This window comes from Tsukamurella sp. DT100 (genome assembly GCF_049844855.1).
Classification (GTDB): Bacteria; Actinomycetota; Actinomycetes; order Mycobacteriales; family Mycobacteriaceae; genus Tsukamurella.
This window is the reverse complement of record NZ_JBNCLV010000003.1, coordinates 378,284-403,969: the sequence shown is the minus strand read 5'-3', so window position 1 is coordinate 403,969 and position 25,686 is coordinate 378,284. Positions and strand designations below refer to the sequence as shown.

The window sequence follows — 25,686 nt, the reverse complement described above, 5'->3', positions numbered from 1 at the left end:
AAGAGGCCCCGGGGCCCGCTACGGCCCACCGGCCGCCTCCTCGTCGGTCGGCGCCAGCGCGCCCGTCATCAGCGCCACCACCTCGGACATGCTGCGCTGCTTCGGATCCACGACGGCGGCGCGGCGGCCGAGGCGGTGCACGTGGATGCGGTCGGCCACCTCGAAGACGTGCGGCATGTCGTGGCTGATCAGGATCACCGGCGTGCCCCGATCGCGGATCTGCCGGATGAGGTCGATGACCTGGCCCGACTCGCGGACGCCGAGGGCGGCGGTGGGCTCGTCCATGATGATCACCTTCGTGCCGAAGGCGGCCGCCCGCACCACCGCGACGCCCTGACGCTGCCCGCCGGAGAGGGTCTCCACGGCCTGCGTCGGTGACGTGATGCCGATCTGCAGGTCCGCGAGGTACCCGGCCGCGGCGTCCCGCATGGCCCGCCGGTCGAGCTGGCGGAACACCGAGCCGAAGACGCCCGGCTTACGGATCTCCCGCCCCAGGTAGACGTTCGCGGCGATGTCCAGCGCGGGGATCACGGCGAGGTCCTGGTACACGGTCTCGATGCCGGCGTTGCGGGCGTCCAGAGTGCTGCGGAAGTGGACCGGCGCACCGTCGAGCAGGATCTCGCCCTCGCTCGGGACGAGCGCCCCCGACAGGGCCTTGATGAGGCTGGACTTGCCGGCGCCGTTGTCGCCGATCACGGCCAGCACCTCGCCCGCCCGCAGCTCGAAGTCCGCGCCCGCGATGGCCCGGACCTGCCCGTAGTTCTTCACCAGGCCGCGGGCCTGCAGCACCGGCGTGCGATCGGCGGTGGTCACTGCTGCCTCCTGCGCGAGATCTGGTCCAGCGTGACGGCGGCGATGACGAGGACGCCGGTCGCGATGTTCTGGTACAGGTTGTCGATCCCCACCAGCGTGAGCCCGTTGCGCAGCACGCCGACGATGAGCGCGCCGACCAGCGTGCCCAGCACCGAGCCGCGGCCGCCGAACAGGCTGGTGCCGCCGATCACGACCGCCGTGATGGTGTCGAGATTGGCCGTCTGGAAGGCGTTCGGGTCCGCCGTGGGAATGCGGCCGAGCGCCGCCCACGCCGCGATCGCGGCGATGAGGCCGGACACCAGGTAGACGCCGAAGACCGTCTTGGAGGTCTTGATGCCGGCGAGCGACGCGGAGACGGGGTTGCCGCCCACCGCGTAGACGTGCCGCCCCGTGGCGGTGCGGTTGAGCACGTACCAGGCGGCGGCGTACACCACCAGGAGCACGAGCAGGCCCAGGGTGAGCGGGAAGCCCGCGACGTCGAAGCCCTTGCCCAGGAAGGTGAGCGGGCCGTCGGCCACGCGGTAGGTCTGCGAGCCCGCGTACAGCTGGGTCGCCGCCGCCACGATGGTGAACATGCCGAGCGTGACGATGAACGGCGGCAGCTTGAGCAGGGTCACGAGCGCCCCGTTGACCGCGCCGATCAGGAGGCAGACGCCGAGGGCGGCCACCATCGCCAGGACCGGGTCGGTGCCCGCCACCTTCGCCAGGACGACGGTGCCGAGCACGCACGTCGCGCCGATCGACAGGTCGATGCCGGCGGTCAGGATGATGAGCGACTGCGCGACGGCGAGGATCCCGATCACCATGGACTGCTGCAGGATCAGCGAGATGTTGTAGCCCGTCGCGAACTGCGGGGTGAGGATGAAGAAGACCACGCAGGCGACGACGAGGGCGGCGAGCGGCCCTGCGAGGGGTTCCCGCAGGACGCCCGCCAGAGACGGCCGGGCCAGGCTCACGCCTGCCCCCAGCAGTTCTCCGCGCCCCACGCGGTGTCCTTCGATTCGACGCCGGCGACCGGCTTGTCGGTCACCAGTTGGGATCCCGTGTTGGTGAAGCCGGTCGGCTTGGTGCCGTCCTTCGCGAAGGCGACCACGGCGTCCACGCCCTGCTCGGCCATCTTCGCCGGGAACTGCAGCACGGTGGCGCCGATGACGCCCTTCTTCACGTTGTCGACGCCCGTGCAGCTGCCATCGATCGAGCCGATCGCCAGCTGCGCCGCCTTGCCCGCCTTCTTCGCCGCCTCGTAACCGCCGGCCGCCGCGGGCTCGTTGATCGTGTAGAGCGCGTTGGCGTCCGGGACGCGCTGCAGCAGGTTCTCCATCGCCGTCTGCGCCTTGGTCTGGTCGCCGTTGGTGGTCTCCTTGCCCGCCACCTCGGGCGCGTTCTCCGCCAACCCGATGCCCTGCAGGAAGCCCTGGTGACGGAACTCGGAGACGGTGCTGCCCGGGGTGCCGTCGAGCATGAGCAGCTTCGCCGGCTTACCCGCGAGCGCGCCCTTGACCCACGCGCCCTGCAAGCGGCCGGCCTCGTTGTTGTCGGTGGCGAAGGTGGCGTCCACGGCGCTCTCGGGGTCGGTCGCGGTGTCGAGGGCGATGACGACGACGCCCGCGTCGCGGGCCTTCTTGATCGCCGCGAGGATGCCCGTCGACGAGTTCGGGGTGATGAGGATGCCCTTGACGCCCTGGCTGACGAGGTTCTCGATCGCGGCGACCTGGCCCTCGTTGTCCCCGTCGAACTTGCCGGCGAGCGCGACCAGGCTCGCACCCTTGGCCTCGGCCTGCTTCTTGGCGGCCTCGCGGATCTTCACGAAGAACGGGTTCGTATCGGTCTTGGTGATCAGGCCGACCTTGACGTCGCCCGACGAACCGCCGTCGCGGTTGCAGGCGGCCACCGAGGTGAGGCTGACCGTGAGGGCGCAGCACACCGCCGCGATGCGCAGGCTCTTCCGATTCGACATGAGGGCTCCATTCAACTGTGTTGTGAATCACACGACTGGCGAGTGGTTGCGACGCTATACCCGCAGCTGAAACCCGCGCAAGGGTTTGCGCAAACGCTTGCGCGGCCGATTCACGGGCGGGCAGACTGGGCCGATGGGAAACATGGCCGACGTCGCCGCCGCCGCCGGCGTGTCGATCAGCACCGTCTCCCACGTCATCAATGAGACGCGGCGCGTGGACCCGCGCACCCGCGACGCGGTGCTCGCCGCGATCGCCTCCACGGGCTATCGGCGGAACGCCCTGGCGGCCGCGCTCGCGACGTCGCGGTCCGGCGTCCTCGCGCTGAGCATCGCCGCCGGACGCAACCCCTACTTCGGCCCCCTCATGCGCGCGATCGAGTCGCGCGCCAGCGAGCTCGGCTACACGCTGATGATGGGCGACTCCCACGACGACACCGAGATCGAGCACCGCCTCGTCGGCTCGCTGCTCGACCGCCGCGTGGACGGGCTGATCATGGCGCCGTCGCCGGGATCTGAGGAGCGGACCATCCCGACCGTCCGGGCGGCGGGGACACCCCTGGTCCTCATCGACCGCCTCTCCCCCGCCGACGTCGACCAGGTCGCGTCCGAGGGCGCGGAACCCGTCGTCCGGCTCACCACGCACCTCGCCGAGCTCGGGCACCGGCGCATCGGCGTCCTGACCGGCCGACCCGGCATCCAGTCCACGGAGGAACGGATCGAGGGCTTCGTCCGCGCGATGGACGCCGCGGGGCTGCGCGCCGCGCCCCGGCACGTGCGCTGCGGCGACTCCCGCGCCGACGAGGCCCGCGTCCAGACCCTGGCCATGTTCCGCGCGCGGGCACCGCGGCCCACCGCCCTCGTCGTCCTCAACAACGAGATGACGGTCGGCGCGATGCGGGCTCTGCGCGAGCTGGACCTGCGCATCCCCGACGACGTCGCGCTCGTCGCCTACGACGACTTCGAGTGGTCCGACCTGTTCGCCCCCGGCCTCACCGCCGCGGCCCAGGACGTCGAGGCCATCGGACGCCGGTGCGTCGACCTCCTCGTCGAACGGATCGAGGGATTCGACGGTCCGCGGCGGGTCGAGAGATTGCCCACAGCCTTCCACCACCGGGACTCGTGCGGTTGCGAGCGGCCGCACGCCGGGGGTTAGTATCGAGGCCATGGTCATCTTCTTCGAGATCCTCATGGCGGTGGCGTCGGTCGCGATCTTCGCGTTCGCGATCTTCGTGATGTACCGCGTCCTCACCGACGGGCAGTAAACCGCCGTGAGCGACGAGGCCACCCCCGACGCCTCCGTCTCCGCCGGTACCGGTCAGGAGGCGCTGGACGCCGCCGTCGAGCGCGCCGAGACCACCTCGTCGCGCAACATCTCGAACCTCCCCGGGCTGCCGCTCGCCGACGACACGGCGAACCTGCGGCAGGGCCCGGACCTGCATTCCGGCCTGCTCGGCCTGCTCCCCCTCGTCGGCATCTGGCGCGGCGAGGGCGAGGGCCACGACGCGGCCGGCGACTACCACTTCGGGCAGCAGATCGTCGTCAGCCACGACGGCCAGAACTTCCTCTCGTGGGAGGCGCGGTCCTGGAAGCTGGACGACAAGGGCGAGTTCTCCGAGCCCGACCTGCGCGAGGCCGGCTTCTGGCACATCGGCGAGGACGACGAGATCGAGTTCGTCGTCACCCACGCCAGCGGCATCGTCGAGCTCTACTACGGCAAGCCCGTCTCCCAGACCGCGTGGGAGCTCGAGGCCGACGTGGTGATCCGCTCCAAGTCCTCACCGCTCGCCGGCGCCGCCAAGCGGCTGTACGGCCTCGTCGAGCAAGGCGGCGCGCTCGCGTACGTCGAGGAGCGCATCGACGCCGACGGCGAGCTCATCCCCCGCCTGAGCGCCAAGCTCAACCGCTACGCGGGCTAGTTCCCCGGCGCGATCCCCTCGGGATCATTCGGCGCCGCAGCTCCCGGCGCGGGCGGAACCCCCAACCGACGCAGGGTGTCGATCGCGCCCGTGATGTGCGCGTGCCAGTCGTCCCCACCGCCGGCCTCGTGCCAGTTCCGCAGTGCGGCGACGAGGGACCACAGGATCGCGTTCGCGATCACCCGCGCCTCGTAGCGGTCGTACCGCCCTCCGGCGACCACGGATTCCGCGAGATGCTCGGTCGCCTCGTCGATCATGAGGAACGCCGCAGCGCGCACCGAGGGGATCTCGAACCAGAGCCGCGCGCGGATCGGGGCCGTCTCGTCGAGCTCGTCCTTCGTCTCGACCGACATGTCGATGACCGCCTTCGTCACCGCCTCCCAGGGTGGGACCCCTTGCGCAAGAAGATGTCCCATCGTCGCGAGCGATCGCGAGTCGAAGGCGTCGGTGAGGATGAGCCCCTCTTTCGTGCCGAAGTACCGGTAGACGGTGCTCGGGGAGACCTCCGCCTCGGCCGCGATCTTCTCGACCGTGACCCAGTCGAAACCCCGCTCGTCGATCATCCGCAGCGCCACCCGCTGGATGTGGACCATCGCGGCCATCTTCTTGCGCTCGCGGAGAGTCGGCTGCGGCGCCGGGCCGTCCGCGTGCCCGGCGGCATCGCGCACCGCGGTGTTCATCGGCTCCGGCATCAGGACCCCTTCCTTCGATCACCGTCCATTCTGACAGTCACTCGCAGAATCATCTTCCCAAGGGCGGACGAAAGTCGTACAGTCACTGTCATGAGCAAGTCACTGTCAGTTTCCGCATCAGGCCTCCGCAAGAACTTCGGCCGGTCCGTCGCGCTGGACGGACTGGACCTCACCGTCGAGGAGGGCGAGGTGCACGGCTTCCTCGGCCCGAACGGCGCGGGCAAGTCGACCACCATCCGCGCGCTGCTCGGGCAGTTGCGGCTCGACGGCGGCGAGGCCCGGGTCTTCGGTCTCGATCCGCGCGCGGACGCGTCGGCGGTCCACGACCGCCTCACCTACGTGCCCGGCGACGTCTCGCTGTGGCCGGGCCTGAGCGGCGGCGAGTGCATCGACGTGCTCGGTGGCCTACAGGGACACCTCGACCCGCGTCGCCGCGACGAGCTGATCGAGCGCTTCGAACTGGACCCGCGCAAGAAGGCCCGCACGTACTCCAAGGGCAACCGGCAGAAGGTCGCGCTCATCGCCGCCCTCGCCTGTGACGCGGACCTGTACGTCCTGGACGAGCCCACCTCGGGGCTCGACCCGCTGATGGAGGCGCACTTCCAGGACGCGGTCCGTGAGCGCAACACCGAGGGCCGGACGGTCCTGCTGAGCAGCCACATCCTCGCCGAGGTCGATGCGCTGTGCCACCGCGTGACCATCGTCCGCGCGGGCGTCACCGTCTCCACCGGCACGCTCCGGGAGCTGCGCGCGGGCACCCGCACCGCGATCGACGCCGTGACCCCCGCGCCGCCCGTGGGCCTCGACGGCCTGCCCGGCGTCGCCGACCTCGAGACCGCCGGCACCGCCGCGGGGATCCGCACGCGGCTCACGGCCTCACACGCCGGGCTGGCCGGCGCCGTCGCCGCGGTCGCGGCCGCCGGGCCCACCGAGCTCGCGGTGCACCCGCCCAGCCTGGAGCAGCTCTTCCTCGGTCACTACCGCGACGAGGCGGACGGCGCTGAGGCGGGCAGCGCCGAGACCGCGGGGAGCCCCCGATGAACGGCCTCGTCGCCGCGATCCGGCTGCGCCTGCGCTCCGGGCGGGTGAGCCTGCTCGCCGCGCCGGCGGCGATCGCGGGCCTGGTCGCCGTGACGGCGGTCAGCATCGCCGGCCTCTACGGCACCGCGGAGGCCCGCGCCGGGTACGCCGCCTCCATCGGCGACTCCGCGGCGGGCGCGGCCTTCAACGGCCGCGGCTACGACCTGGACACCGCCGGCGGCATCACCGCGCTGGAGGTCGGCCTGTTCGGCCAACTGCTGGTGGCGGCGTGCGGCATCGGCCTGGCGATCCGGCACACGCGCCGCGAGGAGGAGTCCGGCCTCACGGAACTCATCACCGCGACGCGCATCGCCCCGCTCGCGCCCCTGGCCTCCGCGGCGGTCGTGATCGGCGGCGCGTGCACGGCCGCGGGCGTCCTCTCGGCGCTCGCCACCGGAAGCGCCGGCTACGGCGCCGGCATCGGGTTGCTGATGGCGGCGTACGCGGGCGTCGGCCTCGTCGCCGGACAGCTCGCGCAGACCGCCCGCACCGCGTGGGCCCTCGCGCTGGGCTTCCTGCTCGCGACCTTGCTGGTCCGCGCGACGGTCGACGGCCGCGGCCTCGACGCCACCTGGCTGAGCCCGCTCGGCTGGCCCGCCGAGATCCGCCCGTTCGGGGCGGCGCCGCAGCTGTGGCCGCTGGTGGCCCTCGCCGCGATGACGACGCTGACGACGGCCGGCGCGGTGGCGATCGCGCGGCGCCGCGATCTCGGCGCGGGCGTGGTCGCGCCGCGGCTGGGCCCGCCGCGGGCTCGGCCCGGGCTCGCGTCGCCGCTGGGCCTGGCCGCCCGGCTCGCGGCCGGGACGCTGGTCGGCTGGGCGGCGTTCGCCGCCGTCTGGGCGGCGGTGTTCGGGGCCCTCTCGCACGAGGTGACGCGCCTCATCGACGCGAATTCCGCTCTGCTGGAGGCGATGGGGGTGCGGTCCGCGACCGATCTCGTCAGCAGCCTTGCGCTCCTGTTCATCGCGCTCAGCGCGGGCGCCGCGGGGCTCGGCACCGTCGGCACCCTCTCGGCGGAGGAGGCGGAGGGCCGGCTCGGCCTCGTCGCCGCGACGCGCGTCCCGCTCCGGACCTGGTGGCCCTCCTGGGGCGCGGTCGCGCTCGCGGGCGCGGGCGCTGTCCTGCTCGGCGGTGCCGCGGTCCTGGGCGTCGCGACGGCGCTCGCGACCGGGCGCGGAGCGGAGGTGGGCTCGGCCCTCGCGGCGGGCGCCGGCTACCTGATCCCCGTGGCCGTCATCGTCCTCGTCGGGCTCGCCTCCCGGGCGGCGACGGTGCGCCCCGTCCTGCTCGGGTGGGTCGCGCTGGCCTGGGCGGGCGTCGTCGGGCTGCTCGCGGAGACGCTGCGGCTGCCCGGCTGGGCGCGGGACCTGTCCCCGCTGCACGCGGTGGGGACCCTGCCGATCGACGCGCCGGACCTGACCGCCACCGTCGTCCTCGGGGCGCTCGCCGTCGTGCTCGGCGCGGCGACGCCGGCCCTCGCCGCGCGGCGGGACCTCGCCGCGGGCTGAGCCGCGCCGGCCCCGGAACGGAAACAGGCCCCGGGGGCGTGAACATCACGCGCTCCCGGGGCCTGCCGTATTCCAGGTGGGTGGCCGCCTAGCGGTCAGCCACCTCCTTGATCCTGAAATTCACCATTTCTTGGATCACCTCCTTTCCGTTGACGTCTTCGACGCTACGCCCGCTCGCAGGCGTCGGCAACGGAATTATCCGGAGGGCGAACACGCTGGTCAGGATGCATTCTCGCCGTACCAGTCGGCGAACTGCTTCGACGACGCCCAGCGCGAATAGGTCGGCCCCTGCGGCCAGCCGTCGGGCGCGTCCTGCCACTCCTCCTGGCGGCCGTAGGGCAGCACGTCGAGCAGGCCGAAGGTGTAGGACACCTGCTCCGCGCCGCGGCTGAAGGTCTGCCACACGTGGTAGACCTTCTCGCCGTCGCGGACGAAGGTGTTGTAGGCGAAGCCGCCTCCGGGAGGCGCGCCCACGTCGGCCCCGAAGTCCGAGCCGGCCGACGAGTACCAGGTCATCCGGTTCCCGACGCGCTTCTTGTACGCCAGCACCTCATCCATCGGTCCGTTGGTGATCACGACCATCCGCGCGTCCCAGTTGCCCAGGAAGTCGGTCCGGGTGTACTGCGAGGTCACGCCCGTGCAACCGGGGCACTGCCACTCGTTCCCGTCGGTCCACATGTGGTGGTACGTGAGGAGCTGCGAGTGGCCGTCGAAGACCTCGGCGAGGGTCACCGACGAGCCGTCCTCGGCGGTCAGCCGGTACTCGGGCAGCTCCACGGCGGGCAGGGCGCGCCGCTGCGCGGCGATGGCGTCGAGCTCGCGGGTGGCGGCCTTCTCGCGGATACGGAGTGCGTCGAGCTCCTTCTGCCAGGTCTCGCGGTCGACGACGGTGGGAATGGCGTTCATGACGGTTTCCTCTCTCGGGGTGGGAGTCTCGGGACGGACGTGACGGTGCTCAGGGCCGGAAGCGGGTCTGCGCGAAGTGCTCGCCGCGGGAGAACGACAGGACCTTGTCGGGGCGCACGCCGAAGACGGGGAGCGAGGCGGCGTCCGGGTTGGGCGCGAGCCCGTCGACGTGGTGCCGGAAGCCGTCGTCGTCGACGTCGTAGGGCCAGTCCAGCCGGTCGCGCCACATCCGCGCGAGGGTCTCGAGCACGGCGCGATCGGTGCAGCGCTCGGCGCGGCCCTCGACGACGACGTCGAGCCCGTGGCGGTACGCGTCGGTCCCGGTGGTGAGGACGCAGCGCGGATCGTGCACGAGGTTCCGCGCCTTCTGCTCCTCCCAGCCGGTCACGAAGTACAGCGCGCCGTCGAGCCACATCGCGGGCAGCGGGCACACGTGCGGCCTCCCGTCGGCGCGGACGGTACTGAGCCGGAACATCTCGGCACCGTCGAGCGCCGCGGCGACCTCCGCCCACGACGTGGCGACGGCCCCGGGGCTGCTGAACTCCGGGTGCAGGACCGGCTCGGGCGTCGTGCTGGTGGTCATCGCGCCTCCTGGCATGTTCACAGCGTACACATCTGTTATGTTCACACCGTACACTTGAGGGGCGGGGGACACAAGGGCATGGCGTACCACCACGGTGACCTGGCGCAGGCGCTGGTCGACGCGGGCCTCGAGGTCACGCGCGCCGGCGGACCGTCGGCGCTGACCATCCGTGAGGTCACCCGCCGGGTCGGGGTCAGCCCCAACGCCGCGTACCGCCACTTCCCCGACCGCCTCGCGCTCCTGCGGGCCGTGAGCGCCGCGATCGAGCAGCGGATGGCCGACGCGATGCCAGTGAGCCCCGGCCAGGGCCCCGTCGAGCGCCTGCGGGCCGTCGGCCTCGGCTACATCGCCTTCGCGCTCGCCGAGCCGGGCTGGTTCTCGGTGTGCTTCTTCGGCGACGAGGCACCGGACCCGGAGTCGCTCAACGGGATCCCGCCGTACGTCGCGCTGTCGGAGGCCCTGGACCTCCTGGTGCACGCGGACCTGCTGCGCCCGGAGGCCCGACGGTCCGCCACCTGGTCCTGCTGGTCGATGGTCCACGGCTTCGCCGAGATGGCCCTGCGCGGGCCGCTGCACCACCTGCCGGGCGATCAGCAGTGGCCGCTCGCCGAGGCCGCGGTCGACGCGGCGATCGCGGGAATCCTGCGCGACTGAGCGCGGCGGAGCACCATGGGGTCATGAGCGACTCCCCCGTGTGGCTGGTGACCGGAGCGTCCAAGGGCATCGGCCTCGAGGTGGTGAAGGCAGCGCTCGCGAGCGGCGCCCGCGTCGCCGCCACCACCCGCAGCCCCGAAAGGCTCGCGGCCGAGATCGACGACCCGAACCTCCTGGCCCTGCCGATGCGGATCACCGACGAGGCGGACGTGCGCCGCGCCGTCGCGCGGATCGAGCAGGAGCGGCCGCATCGACGTGCTGGTCAACAACGCCGGCTACTCGCTGCTCGGCGCGGTCGAGGAGGTCGCGCTCGACGACGTGCGGGCGAACTTCGACGTCAACGTCTTCGGCGTCCTCGCGGTCACGCAGGCGGTGCTCCCGGGCATGCGGGCGCGCCGGTCGGGACGGATCCTCAACCTGGCGTCGATCTCCGCGAGCGTCACCGGCCCCGCGCAGGGGATCTACAGCGCGACCAAGGCCGCGGTCCTTCTGCTCACCGAGGCCCTCGACGCCGAGGTCGCGCCGCTCGGGCTGCACGCCGTCGCGATCTGCCCGGGCGGGGTGCGCACCGACTTCCTCGACGCCTCGTCGAGCCGCCGCCCCGCGACCGCCATCGACGACTACGCCGTCGTCGCCGGCACCCTCGCCGCGCTCGACCGGCTCAACCACAACCAGGGCGGCGACCCCGCGCTCCTGGCGCGGGCGCTCGTCGCTGTCGCGGCGATGCCCGACCCGCCGACCCGGCTCCACCTCGGGAAGGACGCGCTGCACGCGATCCTGCGCGCGACGGAGGCCCAGCACGCGGAGGCCGAGCGCTACGCGGACCTGAGCCGGTCCATCTCCCACTGACGCACGCCCGCGGGCGGCTCCGCGTGCCCCGCCACGACGACGGTGCGCCCGGGGAACAGCCCGGCGGGGTCGAGGATCTCGGCCAGCAGCCGCTCCGCGTCGGCGGCGTCCAGATGCTCGGTCGGCTCGTCCAGCAGGACGACACCCGCGGGGCTGAGCAGCGCCCGCGCCAGGAGCAGCCGGCGGCGCTGGCCGCCGGAGAGCGAGTCGGCGCCGTCCTCCAGCGGGGTCCGCACGCCGTCCGGCAGGCCGTCGATCCACTCCCCCAACCCGACCCGGCGCAGGGCCGCGTCGATCTCGGCGTCGGTGGCGTCGCCGCGCGCCACGCGGCAGTTCTCCGCCACCGTCGTCGCGAAGACGTGGGCGGCCTCGCCGAAGAAGCCCACCGACGCGGGCAGGTCCGCGCAATCGCGCGCGGGCGTCCCGTCGACGAGGACCTCGCCGCCGCGGTCGTCGAGACCCGCGAGGGCGAGCAGCAGGGTCGTCTTGCCCGCCCCGGAGGCGCCGCGCACCGCCAGCCGGTCGCCGGGGTCGAGCGTCAGCGCGCCCAGCTCCAGCCGCGGGTGCGGGGCGACCGGGACGGTGCCGGCCGGCACCGAGGGCAGGATCAGCAGGGGCGCGAGCCGGCCCGCGGCGTCGGCGGAGCGCACGTACTGCCGCGCCGCGTCGGGCAGCACGGAGACAGCCTCGAAGGCGCTGAGCGGCAGCAGGATGAGGATGCCGAGGGTGGTCGCGGCCGCCGAGTCGATCCGCGCGACGGCGACGAGCAGCGCGGCGACCACGGCGACGCCGACGGCGAGCGGGATCGCCGCGTCCGCCAGCGCGCCGGTGCGGGCCGCGCGGTCGACGGCGGACCGTCGGGCGTCCTCGGCGCGGGCGGCGCGGGCCCGCACCTCGTCCAGCCGGCCCGCGACGGCGAGCTCCCCCGCGTGGTCGAGCACGGCCGAGGCCGCGGCGCCGAAGGCCTCGCTGCCCGCGGCCTCCGCGGCCGCGCGGTCGCGGGTGGCGCGCGCGGTCAGCCACGGCGCGACGAGCCCCGCCGCCAGCAGGCAGACCGCGAGCGCGATCCCGGCGCGGGGATCGAGGAACCACATCCAGGCGGTGGCCGCGACCGAGACCGTCGCCGCGACCGCGGCGGGGATCACGGTGCGCACCAGCGCATCGCCGACCGCGTCGACGTCGGCGCCGGTGCGGGCGAGCAGCTCGCCGCCGGAGAGCCGCACGGACTCCGCCGGCGCGGCCCCGGCGAGCCGCAGGTACAGCGCGGCCCGCAACTCGGTGAGCCCGCGCAACGCGAGCCGGTGCGACGCGAGCCGCTCGACGTAACGCATCAGCCCGCGGGTGATGCCGAGCCCGCGCACGGAGGTCACGGCGAGCGAGAGCGCCAGCACGGGCGGCATCGTCCACGCCTTGGTGATGAGCCACGCGGAGAGCCCCGCCAGCGCGAGGGCGCTGGCGGCCGTGAGCACGCCCGCGCCCACCGCGCCGAGCACGGCGAGCGGACGGGTCCGCGTGGCCCGCAGGCAGATCAGCAGGTCACGCACGCGTCACCTCCAGCACCTCGTCGGCGGCGGCGAGCACCTGAGGGTCGTGCGCCGCGACCACGACGGTCGCGCCGGCGTCCGCGCGGGAGCGCAGCTCGGCGAGGACGCGCGCGGCGAGCTCCTCGTCGAGGTGCGCGGTGGGCTCGTCGAAGAGCAGCACGTCCCGGCCGAGCGCGAGGGTGCGGGCCAGCGCGAGCCGCTGCCGCTGCCCGGCGGACAACCCGGCCCCGCCGGTGCCGACGGGCCGCTCCCAGCCGCGCTCCGCGACCACCTCGTCGAGGCCCGTCGCGGCGAGCACCTCGGGCACGGAATCCGTTGCGGGGGCGCCCAGCAGCGTGAAGTTGTGTTCCAGGGTGCCGGGCTCCAGGTACGGGTGCTGCGGGCACCACGCCACGTGCGCCCACCACTCCGGGCCCCCGGCGAGCGGCGCACCGTCGACGGTGACCTCGCCCGCGTCCGGCGCCGCGAGGCCCGCCAGGACGGTGAGCAGCGTGGACTTGCCCGAGCCGTTGGGCCCGGTGAGCACGGTGAGCCGGCCGGGGGCGAAGGCACCGTCGAAGCCCGACGGTGCCGCCCCGTCCCGCCCGTCGACCGTGACGCCGCGGGCGACGAGCACGCTCGGGCGCGCGGTGCCGCGCACCGCGGCGGGCGCGGGGGCGTCGAGCAGGGCGAAGACCCGGCCGGTGGCCTCGAGCCCCTGCTCGGCGGCGTGGAAGCCGGCGCCGACAGCGCGCAGCGGCCGGTACACCTCGGGCGCGAGGATCAGCGCGAAAACACCGGCGAACAGGGTCATCTCGCCGTAGACGAGCCGCAGGCCGATGCTCACCGCGACGAGGGCGACGCACAGGGTGGCGAGCAGTTCGAGCGCGAAGGACGAGAGGAACGCGATCCGCAGCGCGCCCATCGTCTCGGTCTCGTTGCGCGCGCCGAGGTCGCGGACCGTGCGCTCGGGTCCGCGCTCGCGGCCCAGGGCCCGCAGCGTCGGCAGGCCGGCGACGAGGTCGAGCAGCCGCGCGGAGAGCCGCGACATCGCCTCCAGGCGGCGCCGCGTGCGGTCGCGGGTGAGCAGGCCGATGAGCACCATGAAGATCGGCAGCAGCGGGAGGGTGCCGAGCGCGATGGCGCCGGAGACCCAGTCCGCGAGGAACATCGCGAGGATGAGGACCGGCGTCGCGATGGCGCTCAGCGCGAGGGCGGGGACGTAGCCGGTGAGGTAGGGCGGAAGGTCGTCGAGGCCGCGGGTGAGCGCGGTGCGCAGCTCCTCCCGGTCGACGGGGGTCCGGCCCGGACCGACGGCGTCCAGTGCGGCGGAACGCAGTTCGGAGACCACCCGGTCGGCGGCGCGTCGCTCGATGCGGGATCGCAGGTGGCTCACCGCGACCCGTACCGTCACGGCGGCCACCGCCAGCACGACGGGCTGCGTCACGTCCGCGTTGCCGGTCACCAGGCGCGCCAGCGCCGTCGCGAGCGCGAAGGCCAGCGCGATCAACGCGGCGGTCTCCACGACGCCGCAGGCGATCACGGTGACCATCAACACGCGCGAGCTGCGCGCGTACCGGAGCAGCCGCGGGTCGACGGGGGCCCGGGCGTCAGGCACGGGGGCGCAGGCCGATCGACGGCGGGATCTGCGCGACGGAGATCCGCTGGCGGAAGACCCAGTAGGTCCACGCCTGGTAGATCATCACTAGCGGCAGCAGCACGACGGTGCACCAGGACATCACGACCAGCGTGTAGTGCGAGGACGCGGCGGCCTCGATGGTGATCGTGCGGGCGGGGTCGGTCGCGTTGAGGACGTTGGGGAACAGCGAGCCGAAGAGCAGCACGCTCACGCCGATGACGGTCAGCGAGGTCGCGAGGAACGCCGCGAGCTCCCGCCCGGCGCGGACGAGCGGCCCCGCGGCCAGCAGGCCGGCGGCGGCCAGGACCACCATCGCCCAGGTCCACGGCTTGCCGTGCTCGAGCTGCGTCCACACCGCGAAGACGGCGCCGATCGCGGTGACGGGCAGCCACATCCGCACGGCGAGGCTCCGGGCGTCCACCCGGACGTCACCGTCGGACTTGAGCGCGACGAAGATCGCGCCGTGCAGGAGGAACAGGCCGAGGGTCGCGATCCCGCCGAGCAGCCCGTACGGGTTGAGCAGGTCCCAGACCTCGCTGGTCATGCCGCCGCGCTCGTCGAGGTCGACGCCGTGCACGATATTGGCGAAGACCAGGCCCCACGCGAAGGCGGGGATCCAGGAGCCGAGGCCGATGCCGACGTCCGCCCAGCCGCGCCACCGCGGCTCGTCGATCTTGCCGCGCCACTCGATCGCGCAGACCCGGGTGATGAGCCCCACCAGGATCGCGAGCAACACGAGGTAGAAGCCGGAGAAGACCTCGGCGTACCAGACGGGGAAGGCGGCGAACATCGCCGCGCCCGCGGTGATGAGCCACACCTCGTTGCCGTCCCAGACGGGGCCGATGGTGTTGAGCAGTACGCGGCGGCGCTGCTCGGCGTCGGCGTGGGAGCGCTTGCGGCCCAGGATCGGCATGAGCATGCCGACACCGAAGTCGAAGCCCTCCAGCACGAAGTAGCCGGTGAACAGGAAGCCGATGGCGAGGAACCAGTAGTCGGGGAGAGTCATGGCGGCCTCCTAGTACGCGAAGGAGAGGTGGTCCGACGATGCCTTCCGGCCCGGCTCCGCGCCCTCGGGGGCGTCGGTGTCGGCGGGCGGATCATCGTCGTCGTGCGGCGGGTCGAGCGGACTGTGCAGGTTCGGGCCCTTGATCACGTACCGCCGGAGCAGGAAGAACCACAGCAGGTAGAGCGTGCCGTAGACGGCGGCGAAGGTGACGAGCGAGAAGGCCATCATCGTCACGGAGTGGCCGGAGACGGCCTGCCCCACGGTGAGCCGGATCGTCGGGTCGCCGTTCGGGTTGGGCACCACCACCCAGGGCTGGCGGCCCATCTCGGTGAACACCCAGCCGGAGGTGTTGGCGAGGAACGGCGTGGGCAGCGCGATGAGGCAGATCCGGCTGAACCACTTCTGGTTCGGGACGCGGCCGCGGCGAGTGACCCACAGGCCGGCGAGCGCCAGCACGCCCGAGCCGATCGACCAGCCCATCATCGCGCGGAAGGCCCAGTACGAGACGAAGAGGTTGGGGCGGTAGTCGCCCGGGCCGAACTTCTCGACGGCCTCGGCCTGCAACTCGGTGACGCCCTTGAGCGTCGAGTTGGGGTCGCCGTTGGCGAGGAAGGAGGTCACGTACGGCACCTGCAGCACGTGCGTCACCGACTCGCAGTTGTTGTGCGTGCCGATGGTGAGCAGGGAGAAGCTGGCGCCGGTCTCGGTGTGGCAGAGCGATTCCGCCGAGGCCATCTTCATGGGTTGCTGCTCGAACATGAGCTTGGCCTGCGCGTCGCCGGTGATGCCCAGGCCCACGGCCGAGACGATCATGACGCCGAGACCGAAGCGGGTGACGGGACGCATCGACTGCGCCAGCTCGATCGCGTCCGGATCTCCCTTGCGCATGCCCCGCACCATCCACCAGCCGCCGATCGCGGCGACGAAGGTGCCGGCGGTGAGCCACGCGCCGAAGACGGTGTGCGGGAACGCCGCGAGGGTCGTCGAGTTGGTGAGCACCTCCCAGATGCTCGTGAGCTCGGCGCGGTTCTTCTCCGGGTTGAAGGTGGCGCCCACGGGGTGCTGCATCCAGGAGTTCGCGGCGATGATGAAGAAGGCGGAGGCGTTCACGCCGAGCGCGACCATCCAGATGCAGCCCAGGTGCACGAGTTTCGGCAGCCGCGTCCAGCCGAAGATCCACAGGCCGAGGAAGGTCGACTCCATGAAGAAGGCGACGAGCCCCTCGAGCGCGAGCGGTGCGCCGAAGACGTCGCCGACGAACTTGCTGTACTCGCTCCAGGCCATGCCGAACTGGAACTCCTGCACGATGCCTGTGGCCACGCCCAGGGCGAAGTTGATGAGGAAGAGCTTGCCGAAGAAGTTCGTGGCCTTGAGCCACGCCTGCTTCCCCGTCACCAGCCAGAGGGTCTGCATGGTGGCGACCATCGGCGCGAGGCCGATCGTGAGCGGCACCAGGATGAAATGCATCACCGTGGTCATGCCGAACTGCCAGCGGGCGATGTCCAACGCGGTCATGCGTACTCCCTGGGCCGAGGGGTCGGGCCGGCGTCGTCGCCGACCCTTCTACTACGTTCAGTAGTAATTACTACCGATGGTAGTAGAGATCGCCTCCGATCCCAAGTGTTGAGACACAGCACACGTCCGCGCACGGTGGCCAACCCGTTGTGTCCACCGTAGGCCCGCCGCGCCCCGCCCGCGGGGCGCACGGCGGATTCGCCGACGCCCCTCCGCGCTCAGCGCGAGGTGACGGCGGACCGTCGTTCCATGCGCTTCTGATGCGCGACGCTGGCGGCGACCACGATCACGGCCAGCGCCGTCGACAGGCCGACCGCGCTGCGCTGGTCCGGGTCGACGATCATTGCGACGATGACGAAGACGATGAACGCGATCACCGCGTACGTCGCCCACGGGAAGAACCACATGCGCAGCGGCGACGGGGTGCTCTCCCGGCGGCGCAGGGCGATCTGGCTGATCGCGATGACCAGGTAGACGAACAGGGCCACCGCGCCCGTCGTGGCCAGGAGGTAGCCGAACAGCTTCTCGGGCAGCACGTAGTTGCCGATCACCGCGAGGAAGCCGAGGATCATCGACGCCAGGACCGCGACGGCGGGGACGCCCCGCTTGGTGGTCCGGCCCGCGGCCCGGGGAGCGTCGCCGCGGCTCGCGAGCGAGTACAGCATCCGCGAGGCGGTGTAGAGCGCGCTGTTGAGGCACGACGCGACGGCTACGAGGACCACGACGTCCATGATCCCCGCGGCGGCCGGGATGTTCATGGCCTGCAGGACCGCCTGGTACGACCCCGTCGCCGAGTCGAGCGTGTTCCACGGGACGAGCGCCACCACCACGAAGATCGAGCCGATGTAGAACAGGCAGATCCGCCAGACCACCGAGTTCACGGCCTTGGTGATGCCCTTGGCCGGCTCGGGCGATTCGGCGGCGGCGATCGTCACGATCTCCGAGCCCATGAACGTGAACATGGTCGTGAGCATCGCCGCGATCACCGCCCCGGCCCCGTTCGGCATGAACCCGCCGGTGTCCCAGAGATGGCTCACGCCGGAGACCCCCGAGCCCGGCAGCAGCCCGAAGATCGCGAGCGTGCCCAGCACCAGGAAGGCCGCGATCGCGAGAACCTTGATCAGCGCGAACCAGAACTCGAACTCGCCGTAGTTGCCGACGGAGAACAGGTTCGTCACGGTGAGGAGCACCACCACCAGCAGTGCCCACGACCACTGCGGGCCGCCGACCGTCTTCGACAGGATCACCGCGGCGGCGGTCGCCTCGACGGGGATCACCAGCACCCAGAACAGCCAGTACAGCCACCCGATGCTGCAGCCCGCCCAGCGGCCCAGCGCCCGCTCGGCGTAGGTCGAGAAGGAGCCCGTGTCCGGGTGCGCGGTCGCCATCTCGCCGAGCATCCGCATCACCAGGATCACGAGCAGCCCGGCGAGGCTGTAGGAGATCAGCACCGCCGGACCCGCCAGCTTGATCGCGTTCGCCGAACCCACGAACAGGCCCGCGCCGATGACGCCGGCGATCGAGATCATCGTGATGTGCCGGGGTTTGAGACTGGTGCCGAGCTGATCGCCCTCGGTGCCGGTGTCCTCGCGCGTACTCATCCCGCGACGCTATGCCCGTCGCGGCGCCGCCGCAGGCCGTGCCCGGATTGTCCGGAAGCGCTAGGGGGTGTTCGCGATTCCCGCCTCGATGAGGGAGCGGACCGTCGCGTCCATGGGCGCGTCGGGCAGGGCGCGGCCGTCCAGCGTGTGCACGCGCGCGCACAGCGTGATCGACGAGACCAGCCACACCCCGTCGTTCATGACCAGGTCCACGGGGAAGAGCGGCTCCACCGCGGTGGCGACGCCCTTGTCCTCCGCGGCGTCGAACAGGGCGCGGGCGGTGGTGCCGGGCAGGATGCCCTGCTCGGCGGGCGGGGTGACGAGGGTGCGGCCGCGGGCGACCACGACGGTGGCGCGGGGCGCCTCGAGGACGCGGCCCTCACTGGAGGTGAAGATCACGTCGTCGGCGCCCTGCTCCTCCGCGTACCGCGCGGCGGCCATGTTCACGGCGTAGGAGAGCGTCTTCGCGCCGAGTAGGAGCCACGGCGCGTCGGTGCCGAGCCCCGTCGAATAGCCCCGGCCGAGCGTGATGGCCGAGATCCCCTCGGTCCGCGCGCGCCGCGCCCGGTCGGGCAGCGGCGAGACCGAGACGTAGGCGGTGGGCGTGCCGGGCGCGGACTCGCGGCCCCGCGTGTAGACGAGCCGCAGCGCGCCCTCGGCGCTCCCCGCCTCCTCGCCGTAGAGCATCGCGGCGCGCTGCATCGCAGCCCACCAGGCGCCGTCGTTGGGCGCCGGGAGGCCGAGCGCGGCGGCCGAACGGCCCAGCCGGTCGAGATGGGCGCGGCCCTTGAGCGGGGCGCCGTCACGGACCAGGACCGTCTCGAAGCAGCCGTCGCCGCGGACCGCGCCGAGGTCGTCGGCGTACAGCAGGGGCGCGTCGGGAGCGCGCACGGAACCGTCCAGGGTGACCACCACGGATGCCATGGCGGCAACAGTATTCGACGCCCCGAAGCGCCGCGCGGCCAGCGGGGTAGGCTTGAGGAGTGTCGACTGAAGAACATTCCACGTCCGGCATCATGAACCCCGAGGACACGCCGGACACCGGCGTGACCTGGCATTTCGGGGATCCGTTCGGGGAGCAGCGCGCGGCCGAACGCGGCGCAGCGGTGATCGACCGCTCGCACCGCCGCGTGATCACCCTGACCGGCCCCGAGCGCCTGTCCTGGCTGCACTCGATCACCAGCCAGCACCTGACGCACCTGCCGGATCGCACCGCGACTCAGAACCTCAACCTGGACGGCAGCGGTCGCGTGCTCGACCACTTCCACCTCATCGACGTCGACGGCACGACCTACCTCGACACCGAGCCCGCTGCGCTCGCGCCGAAGGAGGCTCCGCTCAGCCCGGACCTCGCGACGTACCTGCAGCGCATGGTCTTCCGGGCCGACGTGCAGGTGCAGGCGCGGGACGACCTCGCAGTGCTCACCGTGATCGGGCCCGAGGCCGAGACCGTCGCCGCGCAGGTGGAGGGCGTCCGCCGCACCGAGCCCGGCGAGGTGAACCTCATCGTGCCGCGCGAGCGACTGGGCGCGGACTTCGCCGCCCTCGTCGCCGCCGGGGCGCGCCCGTCCGGCACCTGGGCCTACGAGGCCCGACGGGTCGCCGCCGCCCGCGCCCGGCAGGGCGTCGACACCGACGAGAAGACCATCCCGCACGAGGTGGACTGGATCGGCACCGCCGTGCACCTCGACAAGGGCTGCTACCGCGGGCAGGAGACCGTCGCGCGGGTGCACAACCTGGGCCGGCCCCCGCGCCGCCTCGTGCTGCTGCACCTCGACGGCTCCGCCGACGCGCGGCCCGCGACGGGCGACCCCGTGACGCTGGACGGGCGCACCGTCGGGCGACTCGGCACCGTCGTCGAGCACGCCGACTACGGGCCCATCGCCCTCGCCCTGATCAAGCGCTCGATCCCCGACGACGCGAAGCTCGACGCCGGCGGCGCCGCCGCCGCGATCGACACCGACGTCACGCCCTCCGCGGACGCCGGGCAGCAGGCCGGACGGTCCGCGGTCGACCGGCTGCGCGGCCGGTGACGCCGACCAGGGTCGTCGCGGTCTGCGTCGTCGGCGAGGAACGACGGCTCGACCCGCGCAAGCCGGAGCAGCGCACCGCCATCGACAAACGGCCGGCCGACGGCCCCGTCGACGTGGGCCCGCTGGGCCCGGTCACCGACCACGTCTGCGACACCCGGCACCACGGCGGCGAGGAGCAGGCCGTCTACGCCTACTCCGAGCACGAGGCGCGGCGCTGGGCCGACGAGCTCGACCGCGACCTCCCGCCCGGCTGGTTCGGGGAGAACCTGCGCCTCGACGGCGACACCACCGACCTCGTGGTCGGCACCCGGCTGCGGGTCGGGGCGACGCTCGAGCTCGAGGTGACGATCCCCCGGACCCCGTGCCGCACGTTCGCGCTGTGGTCCGGCGAGGACGACTGGCTGGCGCGGTTCATGGCCCGCGGCGATTCGGGCGCCTACTTCCGCGTCGTCACGCCCGGCCCCGTGGCGGCGGGCGACCCGATCGTCGTCGCGGAGGTCCCGGAGCACGGAGCGACCGTGCGGGACCTGTTCCGCGCGACGCGGCCGGACCGGCTGCGGGCCCTCCTCATGGCCGGTGACCTGCCCCCGAAGGTCGAACGGGACGCCGCGAAGGCCCTCAAACGCGCCGACTGACACCCAGGCGGCAGCACCATCGGCGCGAGCACGCTAAACTGGGCGTCAGGAAGAATTACTAAACGGAGAAAGGGGCCGCCACCCGCCGGGCAATCCGGTAGCTGGCCGCCCCTTCATTGCGCAAGGGGGTCCCCCATGGGCCGCGGCCGGGCAAAGGCGAAGCAGACGAAGGTTGCACGCGAGCTCAAGTACAGCTCGCCCAGCACTGACCTGAAAAGGCTGCAGGACGAGCTGACGACGGGTGAGAGCGACGAGGCGGACGTGATCGCCTCGCACCCCGAGTGGAGCGACGTCGCGGGGGAGCCGTATCGCGAAGAGGAGTGGCGCCGCGCCTGACGCGTCGCGCCTTCTCGTTCCGTACCGGAGCCGTTGGGCACCGTGACCATGGGTCACGGTGCCTACGGCGTTCCTAGAACTTCGGGTGCGAGCCGCTCAGTACGGCCCGATCTCCCGCACCGTCGGACTTCTTGATCGTCCCCAGGACCCAGCTGTCGATGTGGCGTGCCGTGAGCACGGCCAGCGCGCGGTCCACGTCCTCGGGCGCGACGATGGCGACCATGCCGACGCCCATGTTGAAGGTCTTCTCCATCTCGGCCTGCTCCACGCGACCGCGCTGGGCGATGAGCGCGAAGACGGCCGACGGGCTCCACGTGTTGCGGTCCAGCTCGGCGACGAGGCCCTCGGGGATCACGCGGCCGAGGTTGGCGGCGAGCCCGCCTCCGGTGACGTGGCAGAAGGTGCGCACCTGCGTCTCCTGCGCGAGCCGCAGGCAGTCGAGGGCGTAAATGGCGGTGGGCTCGAGCAGCTCCTCGCCCAGCGTGCGGCCGAACTCCTCGACGTAGCCGCCGAGGTCCATGTGGCCCCAGTCGAGCAGCACCTTGCGCGCCAGGCTGTAGCCGTTGCTGTGCAGGCCGGAGCTCTTCATGGCGATCACCACGTCGCCGGCGCGCACGTTGTCCGGGCCGAGCACCTCGTCGGCCTCGACGACGCCGACGCCGGTCGCGGAGAGGTCGTACTCGCCCTCCGCCATGAGGCCCGGGTGCTCGGCGGTCTCGCCGCCCAGCAGGGCGCAGCCGGCGCGGACGCAGCCCTCGGCGATGCCGCCGACCAGCTCGGCGACGGTCTCGGGGACCACCTTGCCGACGGCGATGTAGTCCTGCAGGAACAGCGGCTCGGCGCCCGTCACGACGAGGTCGTCGACCACCATGGCGACGAGGTCGATGCCGACGGTGTCGTGCTTGTCCATGGCCTGGGCCACCGCGATCTTGGTGCCGACGCCGTCGGTCGACGCGGCGAGCACGGGCTCGCGGTACTTCTTGAGCGCGAACAGGCCGGCGAATCCGCCGAGGCCGCCGAGGACCTCGGGGCGGGTCGCGCGCTTGGCGTGCGGCTTGAAGAGCTCGACGGCCCGGTCACCGGCCTCGATGTCGACTCCGGCAGCGGCGTACGAGGCACCCTGAGGCGGGTGGGTGTTGGAATCCGTCACGGATCCATAGGCTACCGGACCGGGAGCCCTCGGGCGCCCGGCGGAGTCGACGACCCCGCCGGGACGAGCGTGCTCAGGGGCGACGCAGCGCCGAGGCGTTGTCGTTGTCGGCCTGCAGCGGGTCGCCCTGCGTGCCCGCCTTGAGCATGTTCTCCAGGACCGCCTTGCCCATCGAGGTCGACTCGGGCAGCGGGATCGGGTAGACCCCGTCGAAGCAGGCGCGGCACATCGATTCGCCGGCGTGCTCGGTCGCGGCCGTCATCTCGTCGAGGGAGATGTAGCCCAGCGAGTCGGCGCCGATCGCGGCGCGCACCGACTCGACCATCGCCTCCATGGAGTCGGCACCGCCGCCGTTGGCGATGAGCTCGGCCGGGGACGCGAAGTCGATGCCGTAGAAGCAGGGCCACTTCACCGGCGACGAGGCGATGCGCACGTGGATCTCGGCGGCGCCGGCCTCGCGGAGCATCCGGATCAGCGCGCGCTGGGTGTTGCCGCGGACGATCGAGTCGTCGACCACGACGAGCCGCTTGCCGCGGATCACCTCGCGCAGCGGGTTGAGCTTGAGCCGGATGCCCAGCTGGCGGATGGTCTGGCTGGGCTGGATGAAGGTGCGGCCCACGTAGGCGTTCTTCATCAGGCCCTGGCCGTACGGGATGCCCGACGCCTGCGCGTAGCCGACGGCCGCGGGGGTGCCCGACTCCGGCACCGGGATCACCAGGTCGCCGTCGGCGGGGTGCTCGCGGGCCAGGCGGCGGCCGATGTCGACGCGGGTCGAGTGCACGGACCGGCCGTGGATCACCGAGTCGGGGCGTGCCAGGTAGACGTACTCGAAGATGCAGGTCTTCGGAGTGGGCTCGGCGAACCGGGTGGAGCGCACGCCGTCCTCGTCGATGGCGAGCAGCTCGCCCGGCTCGATGTCGCGCACGAAGGAGGCGCCGACGATGTCGAACGCCGCGGTCTCGGACGCGACGACCCAGCCGCGGTCGAGGCGGCCCAGCGACAGCGGGCGCACGCCGTGCGGGTCGCGCGCCGCGTACAGCGTGTGCTCGTCCATGAAGGTCAGGCAGAACGCGCCCTTCACCGTGGGCAGCAGCTCCATCGCGGCCTGCTCCAGGGTGCGGTCGGCCGCGGCGTGCGCGAGCAGCGCCGTGAGGATGTCGGAGTCGGACGTGGCCGCGCTGCGCGGGCGCCCGCCGGCGACGCCGAGCTCGACGGCGCGCTCCGCGAGCTCCGCGGTGTTCACCAGGTTGCCGTTGTGGCCCAGCGCCACGCCGTTGCCCGCGCTGGTGGTGCGGAAGATCGGCTGGCTGTTCTCCCAGGTGGTGGAGCCGGTGGTCGAGTAGCGGCAGTGGCCGATGGCCACGTGGCCGGGCATCGAGCTCAGCGTCTGCTCGTCGAAGACCTGGCTGACCAGACCGAGGTCCTTGAAGACCAGGACCTGCTGGCCGTCGCCGACGGCGATGCCGGCGGCCTCCTGGCCGCGGTGCTGCAGGGCGTAGAGGCCGTAGTAGGAGAGCTTCGCCACATCCTCCCCGGTGGCCCAGACGCCGAAGACGCCGCACTCCTCCCGGGGCTCCTGCTCCTCACCGTCATCGAGCGGGGCGTTGTTGACGACGCTGAGCGGAAGCTGCTGCACGGCTGACTCCTGGGGCTGGGGGCGTGGCCTGATCCGATTGTAGGACCGATCCGCCAGCGGAAACGAATCGCCGAGTAGGTTTCTTCCCGGAGACAGGGGGTTCGCGTGGCGAAGGCGATCGATCCGGCGGAGATGCGGGCCGCCGTACTGGCCGTCCGGGACTGGATCGTCGACGAGGACGCGCCCGCTCCCCCGCGCGCCGCGATCGCCGCCGCGGTCCGGTCGACGGCCCGCACCCTGGCGCAGGACGCGCCGGGCGGATCCGTCGAGGTACGGGTGCCGCCCTTCGTCGCCGTGCAGTGCATCGAGGGCCTGCGGCACACCCGCGGGACGCCCCCGAACGTCGTGGAGTGCGCGCCCCGCGTCTGGCTGCGGCTCGCGACGGGCCTGGTCACCGTCGACGAGGCGACGGAGGCCGCCGACCTGGCCGCCAGCGGCTCCCGCGCGGGCGAGATCGCCCGCTACCTGCCGATCCTGCGCCTGTAGATCCCGAGGCTGTGGATCCCGCGGCGGTAGCGCCTCAGCGCGCCGTCGAGCCGCGGGGCACGAGTCGCCCGACGCCGCCGGACGGACCGGGGGCGTCCGTGCCGCGCAGCGCCGCGACCAGCGTCGTGACCGCCCGCCGTGCAAGCTCCTCGGGCTGCAGGTCGACGGCGGTGATGTCCGCGGCGCGTGCCTCCTCGGCGTCGGAGCCCGCCGCGATCCGCACCGCGCCCGGCACCGCGTGGCCGAGTGCGCGCAGCCGGTCGGCCGCCCCGACGGCGGGCGCGGCGGCGAGGCAGTACACCGCGTCGGGCACACCGTCGACGCCCGGCACGGAGCCCTCCGGGAACCAGCGGTCGACCGCGTCGACGCCCGCCAGAGCGCCGAGCGCGTCGGCGTGCACGATCACGGTGGCGGGCATCCCCCGGTCCGCGCACCAGGCGCGGTACACCTCGATCGAGCGCAAGGACCACTCGTCCTGCTCGTCGGCCGCGAGGAAGGCGATCGCCCGGCTGCCGGCGGCCGCGAGGTGCTCGAGCACGTCGCGCGTGATCCGCTCGGTCTCGATCCCCACGTGCCCGGGCGCACCGTCGTCCCAGGTCCCGTCGGCGCGCGGCGGCAGTCCGACGGTCACGCACGGCGTCCCGATGCGCTCGCACAGGTCGATCAGCGGGTCGTCGCGGGTCGGTTCGGTCAGCAGGATCCCCTCGGCGGCGAGGGCGGCCGACGGGGCGTCGTCCCGCGCGGGGTCGCCGACCAGCATGAGGCAGTAGCCCGCGTCGAGCGCGGCCATCGCGGCGGCGCCGGCGAGCCGGAGGAAGTAGTCGACGCCGTGGAGGTCGCCGGGGTCGATCCGGTCCAGCGGGCGGACGACGAGCGCGAGCACGCTGAGCCGGTTGCGGCGCAGCCCCTGGGCCAGCACGTCGGGCCGGTAGCCGAGCTCGTGCGCCGCGGCGCGCACCCGGTTCTGCGTCTCCGCGGCGACGACGCCGTTGCCGCTGAAGGTGTGCGAGACCGTGGTGACCGAGACGCCCGCGCGACGGGCGACGTCGGCGATCCGCGGGCGGCTGCTCATGACCCCCACGCTAGCCCCGCGAAGAATTCTCGCCCGCTCCCTTGTACAAATCGATTTGGCTACCTAGCGTGATCCGCGCCACACAGCGCCGCCGCC

24 protein-coding genes and 1 pseudogene are annotated in these 25,686 nt (G+C 72.8%); 10 read left to right on the top strand and 15 right to left on the bottom strand.

The window, feature by feature from the left end; genetic code table 11:
* Positions 1-18 precede the first annotated feature (18 nt).
* The 3 genes from ACLQ3K_RS09080 to ACLQ3K_RS09070 are packed head-to-tail and all read right to left on the bottom strand — an operon-like array spanning position 19 to position 2,770.
* Positions 19-813, bottom strand: a complete 795-nt coding sequence (locus ACLQ3K_RS09080) for an ATP-binding cassette domain-containing protein (RefSeq protein ID WP_425998691.1) — start codon at positions 811-813, stop codon at positions 19-21.
* A complete protein-coding gene (locus ACLQ3K_RS09075; protein ID WP_425998689.1) occupies positions 810-1,769 on the bottom strand; it encodes an ABC transporter permease in 960 nt (319 codons plus the stop codon). Before ACLQ3K_RS09075 ends, ACLQ3K_RS09080 begins: the two co-directional genes overlap by 4 nt.
* Entirely contained in the window at positions 1,766-2,770 is a 1,005-nt protein-coding gene (locus tag ACLQ3K_RS09070) for a substrate-binding domain-containing protein (protein WP_425998687.1), read from the bottom strand. The genes ACLQ3K_RS09075 and ACLQ3K_RS09070 overlap by 4 nt, the downstream gene beginning before the upstream one ends.
* 133 nt (positions 2,771-2,903) lie before the next feature.
* On the opposite strand from ACLQ3K_RS09070, the gene ACLQ3K_RS09065 reads away from it, so the two are divergent.
* Positions 2,904-3,923, top strand: coding sequence for a LacI family DNA-binding transcriptional regulator (locus tag ACLQ3K_RS09065; RefSeq protein ID WP_425998685.1), 1,020 nt, complete (start codon positions 2,904-2,906; stop codon positions 3,921-3,923).
* Positions 3,924-4,038: 115 nt separating this feature from the next.
* Positions 4,039-4,686 carry an FABP family protein gene (locus ACLQ3K_RS09060; RefSeq protein WP_425998683.1) on the top strand — a complete coding sequence of 216 codons (648 nt, stop codon included), beginning with the start codon at positions 4,039-4,041 and terminating at the stop codon, positions 4,684-4,686.
* On the opposite strand, the gene ACLQ3K_RS09055 is transcribed toward ACLQ3K_RS09060, so the two are convergent.
* Positions 4,683-5,378, bottom strand: coding sequence for a TetR/AcrR family transcriptional regulator (locus ACLQ3K_RS09055; protein WP_425998681.1), 696 nt, complete (start codon positions 5,376-5,378; stop codon positions 4,683-4,685). The two genes, ACLQ3K_RS09060 and ACLQ3K_RS09055, sit on opposite strands and share 4 nt — an antisense overlap.
* 90 nt (positions 5,379-5,468) lie before the next feature.
* Between ACLQ3K_RS09055 and ACLQ3K_RS09050 the strand changes: the two genes are divergently transcribed.
* Positions 5,469-6,419 (top strand): ABC transporter ATP-binding protein, encoded by a 951-nt coding sequence (locus ACLQ3K_RS09050; RefSeq protein WP_425998679.1) that lies wholly within the window; start codon positions 5,469-5,471, stop codon positions 6,417-6,419.
* Complete coding sequence (locus ACLQ3K_RS09045) at positions 6,416-7,966, top strand: hypothetical protein (RefSeq protein WP_425998677.1); 1,551 nt, start codon at positions 6,416-6,418, stop codon at positions 7,964-7,966. The genes ACLQ3K_RS09050 and ACLQ3K_RS09045 overlap by 4 nt, the downstream gene beginning before the upstream one ends.
* Before the next feature lie 219 nt (positions 7,967-8,185).
* Here the strand turns inward: ACLQ3K_RS09045 and ACLQ3K_RS09040 are convergent, their stop codons facing one another.
* Both ACLQ3K_RS09040 and ACLQ3K_RS09035 read right to left on the bottom strand, forming a co-directional pair.
* A complete protein-coding gene (locus ACLQ3K_RS09040; protein WP_425998675.1) occupies positions 8,186-8,872 on the bottom strand; it encodes a DUF899 family protein in 687 nt (228 codons plus the stop codon).
* A 49-nt stretch (positions 8,873-8,921) separates the two neighbouring features.
* Complete coding sequence (locus ACLQ3K_RS09035) at positions 8,922-9,455, bottom strand: pyridoxamine 5'-phosphate oxidase family protein (protein ID WP_425998673.1); 534 nt, start codon at positions 9,453-9,455, stop codon at positions 8,922-8,924.
* Positions 9,456-9,533: 78 nt separating this feature from the next.
* Between ACLQ3K_RS09035 and ACLQ3K_RS09030 the strand changes: the two genes are divergently transcribed.
* Both ACLQ3K_RS09030 and ACLQ3K_RS09025 read left to right on the top strand, forming a co-directional pair.
* Positions 9,534-10,109, top strand: coding sequence for a TetR/AcrR family transcriptional regulator (locus ACLQ3K_RS09030; protein ID WP_224649287.1), 576 nt, complete (start codon positions 9,534-9,536; stop codon positions 10,107-10,109).
* Positions 10,110-10,132: 23 nt separating this feature from the next.
* Positions 10,133-10,958, top strand: a pseudogene (locus ACLQ3K_RS09025) (SDR family NAD(P)-dependent oxidoreductase).
* Here the strand turns inward: ACLQ3K_RS09025 and cydC are convergent.
* The 6 genes from cydC to ACLQ3K_RS08995 form a co-directional block, all read right to left on the bottom strand.
* Positions 10,925-12,502 (bottom strand): thiol reductant ABC exporter subunit CydC, encoded by a 1,578-nt coding sequence (gene cydC / locus ACLQ3K_RS09020; RefSeq protein ID WP_425998670.1) that lies wholly within the window; start codon positions 12,500-12,502, stop codon positions 10,925-10,927. The pseudogene ACLQ3K_RS09025 and the gene cydC overlap by 34 nt on opposite strands.
* Positions 12,495-14,099 carry a thiol reductant ABC exporter subunit CydD gene (cydD, locus tag ACLQ3K_RS09015; RefSeq protein ID WP_425998668.1) on the bottom strand — a complete coding sequence of 535 codons (1,605 nt, stop codon included), beginning with the start codon at positions 14,097-14,099 and terminating at the stop codon, positions 12,495-12,497. Before cydD ends, cydC begins: the two co-directional genes overlap by 8 nt.
* Positions 14,092-15,126, bottom strand: a complete 1,035-nt coding sequence (gene cydB, locus ACLQ3K_RS09010) for a cytochrome d ubiquinol oxidase subunit II (RefSeq protein ID WP_425998666.1) — start codon at positions 15,124-15,126, stop codon at positions 14,092-14,094. Before cydB ends, cydD begins: the two co-directional genes overlap by 8 nt.
* Before the next feature lie 9 nt (positions 15,127-15,135).
* The gene (locus ACLQ3K_RS09005) at positions 15,136-16,641 is read right to left on the bottom strand and encodes a cytochrome ubiquinol oxidase subunit I (protein WP_224649265.1); all 1,506 of its coding nucleotides are present in this window, start codon (positions 16,639-16,641) and stop codon (positions 15,136-15,138) included.
* A 218-nt stretch (positions 16,642-16,859) separates the two neighbouring features.
* Positions 16,860-18,242 (bottom strand): amino acid permease, encoded by a 1,383-nt coding sequence (locus ACLQ3K_RS09000; RefSeq protein WP_425998663.1) that lies wholly within the window; start codon positions 18,240-18,242, stop codon positions 16,860-16,862.
* 60 nt (positions 18,243-18,302) lie between these two features.
* Positions 18,303-19,166: an aminodeoxychorismate lyase gene (locus ACLQ3K_RS08995; protein ID WP_336671033.1), complete on the bottom strand. Its 864-nt coding sequence runs from the start codon at positions 19,164-19,166 to the stop codon at positions 18,303-18,305.
* A gap of 92 nt (positions 19,167-19,258) precedes the next feature.
* On the opposite strand from ACLQ3K_RS08995, the gene ACLQ3K_RS08990 reads away from it, so the two are divergent.
* From ACLQ3K_RS08990 to ACLQ3K_RS08980, 3 genes are all read left to right on the top strand, one after another.
* A complete protein-coding gene (locus ACLQ3K_RS08990; protein WP_425998987.1) occupies positions 19,259-20,275 on the top strand; it encodes a YgfZ/GcvT domain-containing protein in 1,017 nt (338 codons plus the stop codon).
* Positions 20,272-20,910, top strand: a complete 639-nt coding sequence (locus tag ACLQ3K_RS08985; protein ID WP_224649259.1) for an MOSC domain-containing protein — start codon at positions 20,272-20,274, stop codon at positions 20,908-20,910. The genes ACLQ3K_RS08990 and ACLQ3K_RS08985 overlap by 4 nt, the downstream gene beginning before the upstream one ends.
* Positions 20,911-21,045: 135 nt before the next feature.
* Positions 21,046-21,246, top strand: coding sequence for a DUF3073 domain-containing protein (locus tag ACLQ3K_RS08980; protein WP_224649256.1), 201 nt, complete (start codon positions 21,046-21,048; stop codon positions 21,244-21,246).
* 73 nt (positions 21,247-21,319) lie between these two features.
* Here ACLQ3K_RS08980 and purM read toward each other — a convergent pair whose 3' ends face one another.
* The gene (purM, locus tag ACLQ3K_RS08975) at positions 21,320-22,396 is read right to left on the bottom strand and encodes a phosphoribosylformylglycinamidine cyclo-ligase (protein ID WP_425998660.1); all 1,077 of its coding nucleotides are present in this window, start codon (positions 22,394-22,396) and stop codon (positions 21,320-21,322) included.
* Positions 22,397-22,469: 73 nt separating this feature from the next.
* Entirely contained in the window at positions 22,470-24,032 is a 1,563-nt protein-coding gene (gene purF / locus ACLQ3K_RS08970; protein WP_224649251.1) for an amidophosphoribosyltransferase, read from the bottom strand.
* Positions 24,033-24,164: 132 nt separating this feature from the next.
* Here purF and ACLQ3K_RS08965 point away from each other — a divergent pair, with 132 nt between their 5' ends.
* Positions 24,165-24,518 (top strand): sterol carrier family protein, encoded by a 354-nt coding sequence (locus ACLQ3K_RS08965; protein ID WP_224649348.1) that lies wholly within the window; start codon positions 24,165-24,167, stop codon positions 24,516-24,518.
* Positions 24,519-24,552: 34 nt separating this feature from the next.
* Here ACLQ3K_RS08965 and ACLQ3K_RS08960 read toward each other — a convergent pair whose 3' ends face one another.
* Positions 24,553-25,590, bottom strand: coding sequence for a LacI family DNA-binding transcriptional regulator (locus ACLQ3K_RS08960; protein WP_425998658.1), 1,038 nt, complete (start codon positions 25,588-25,590; stop codon positions 24,553-24,555).
* Positions 25,591-25,686 lie beyond the last annotated feature (96 nt).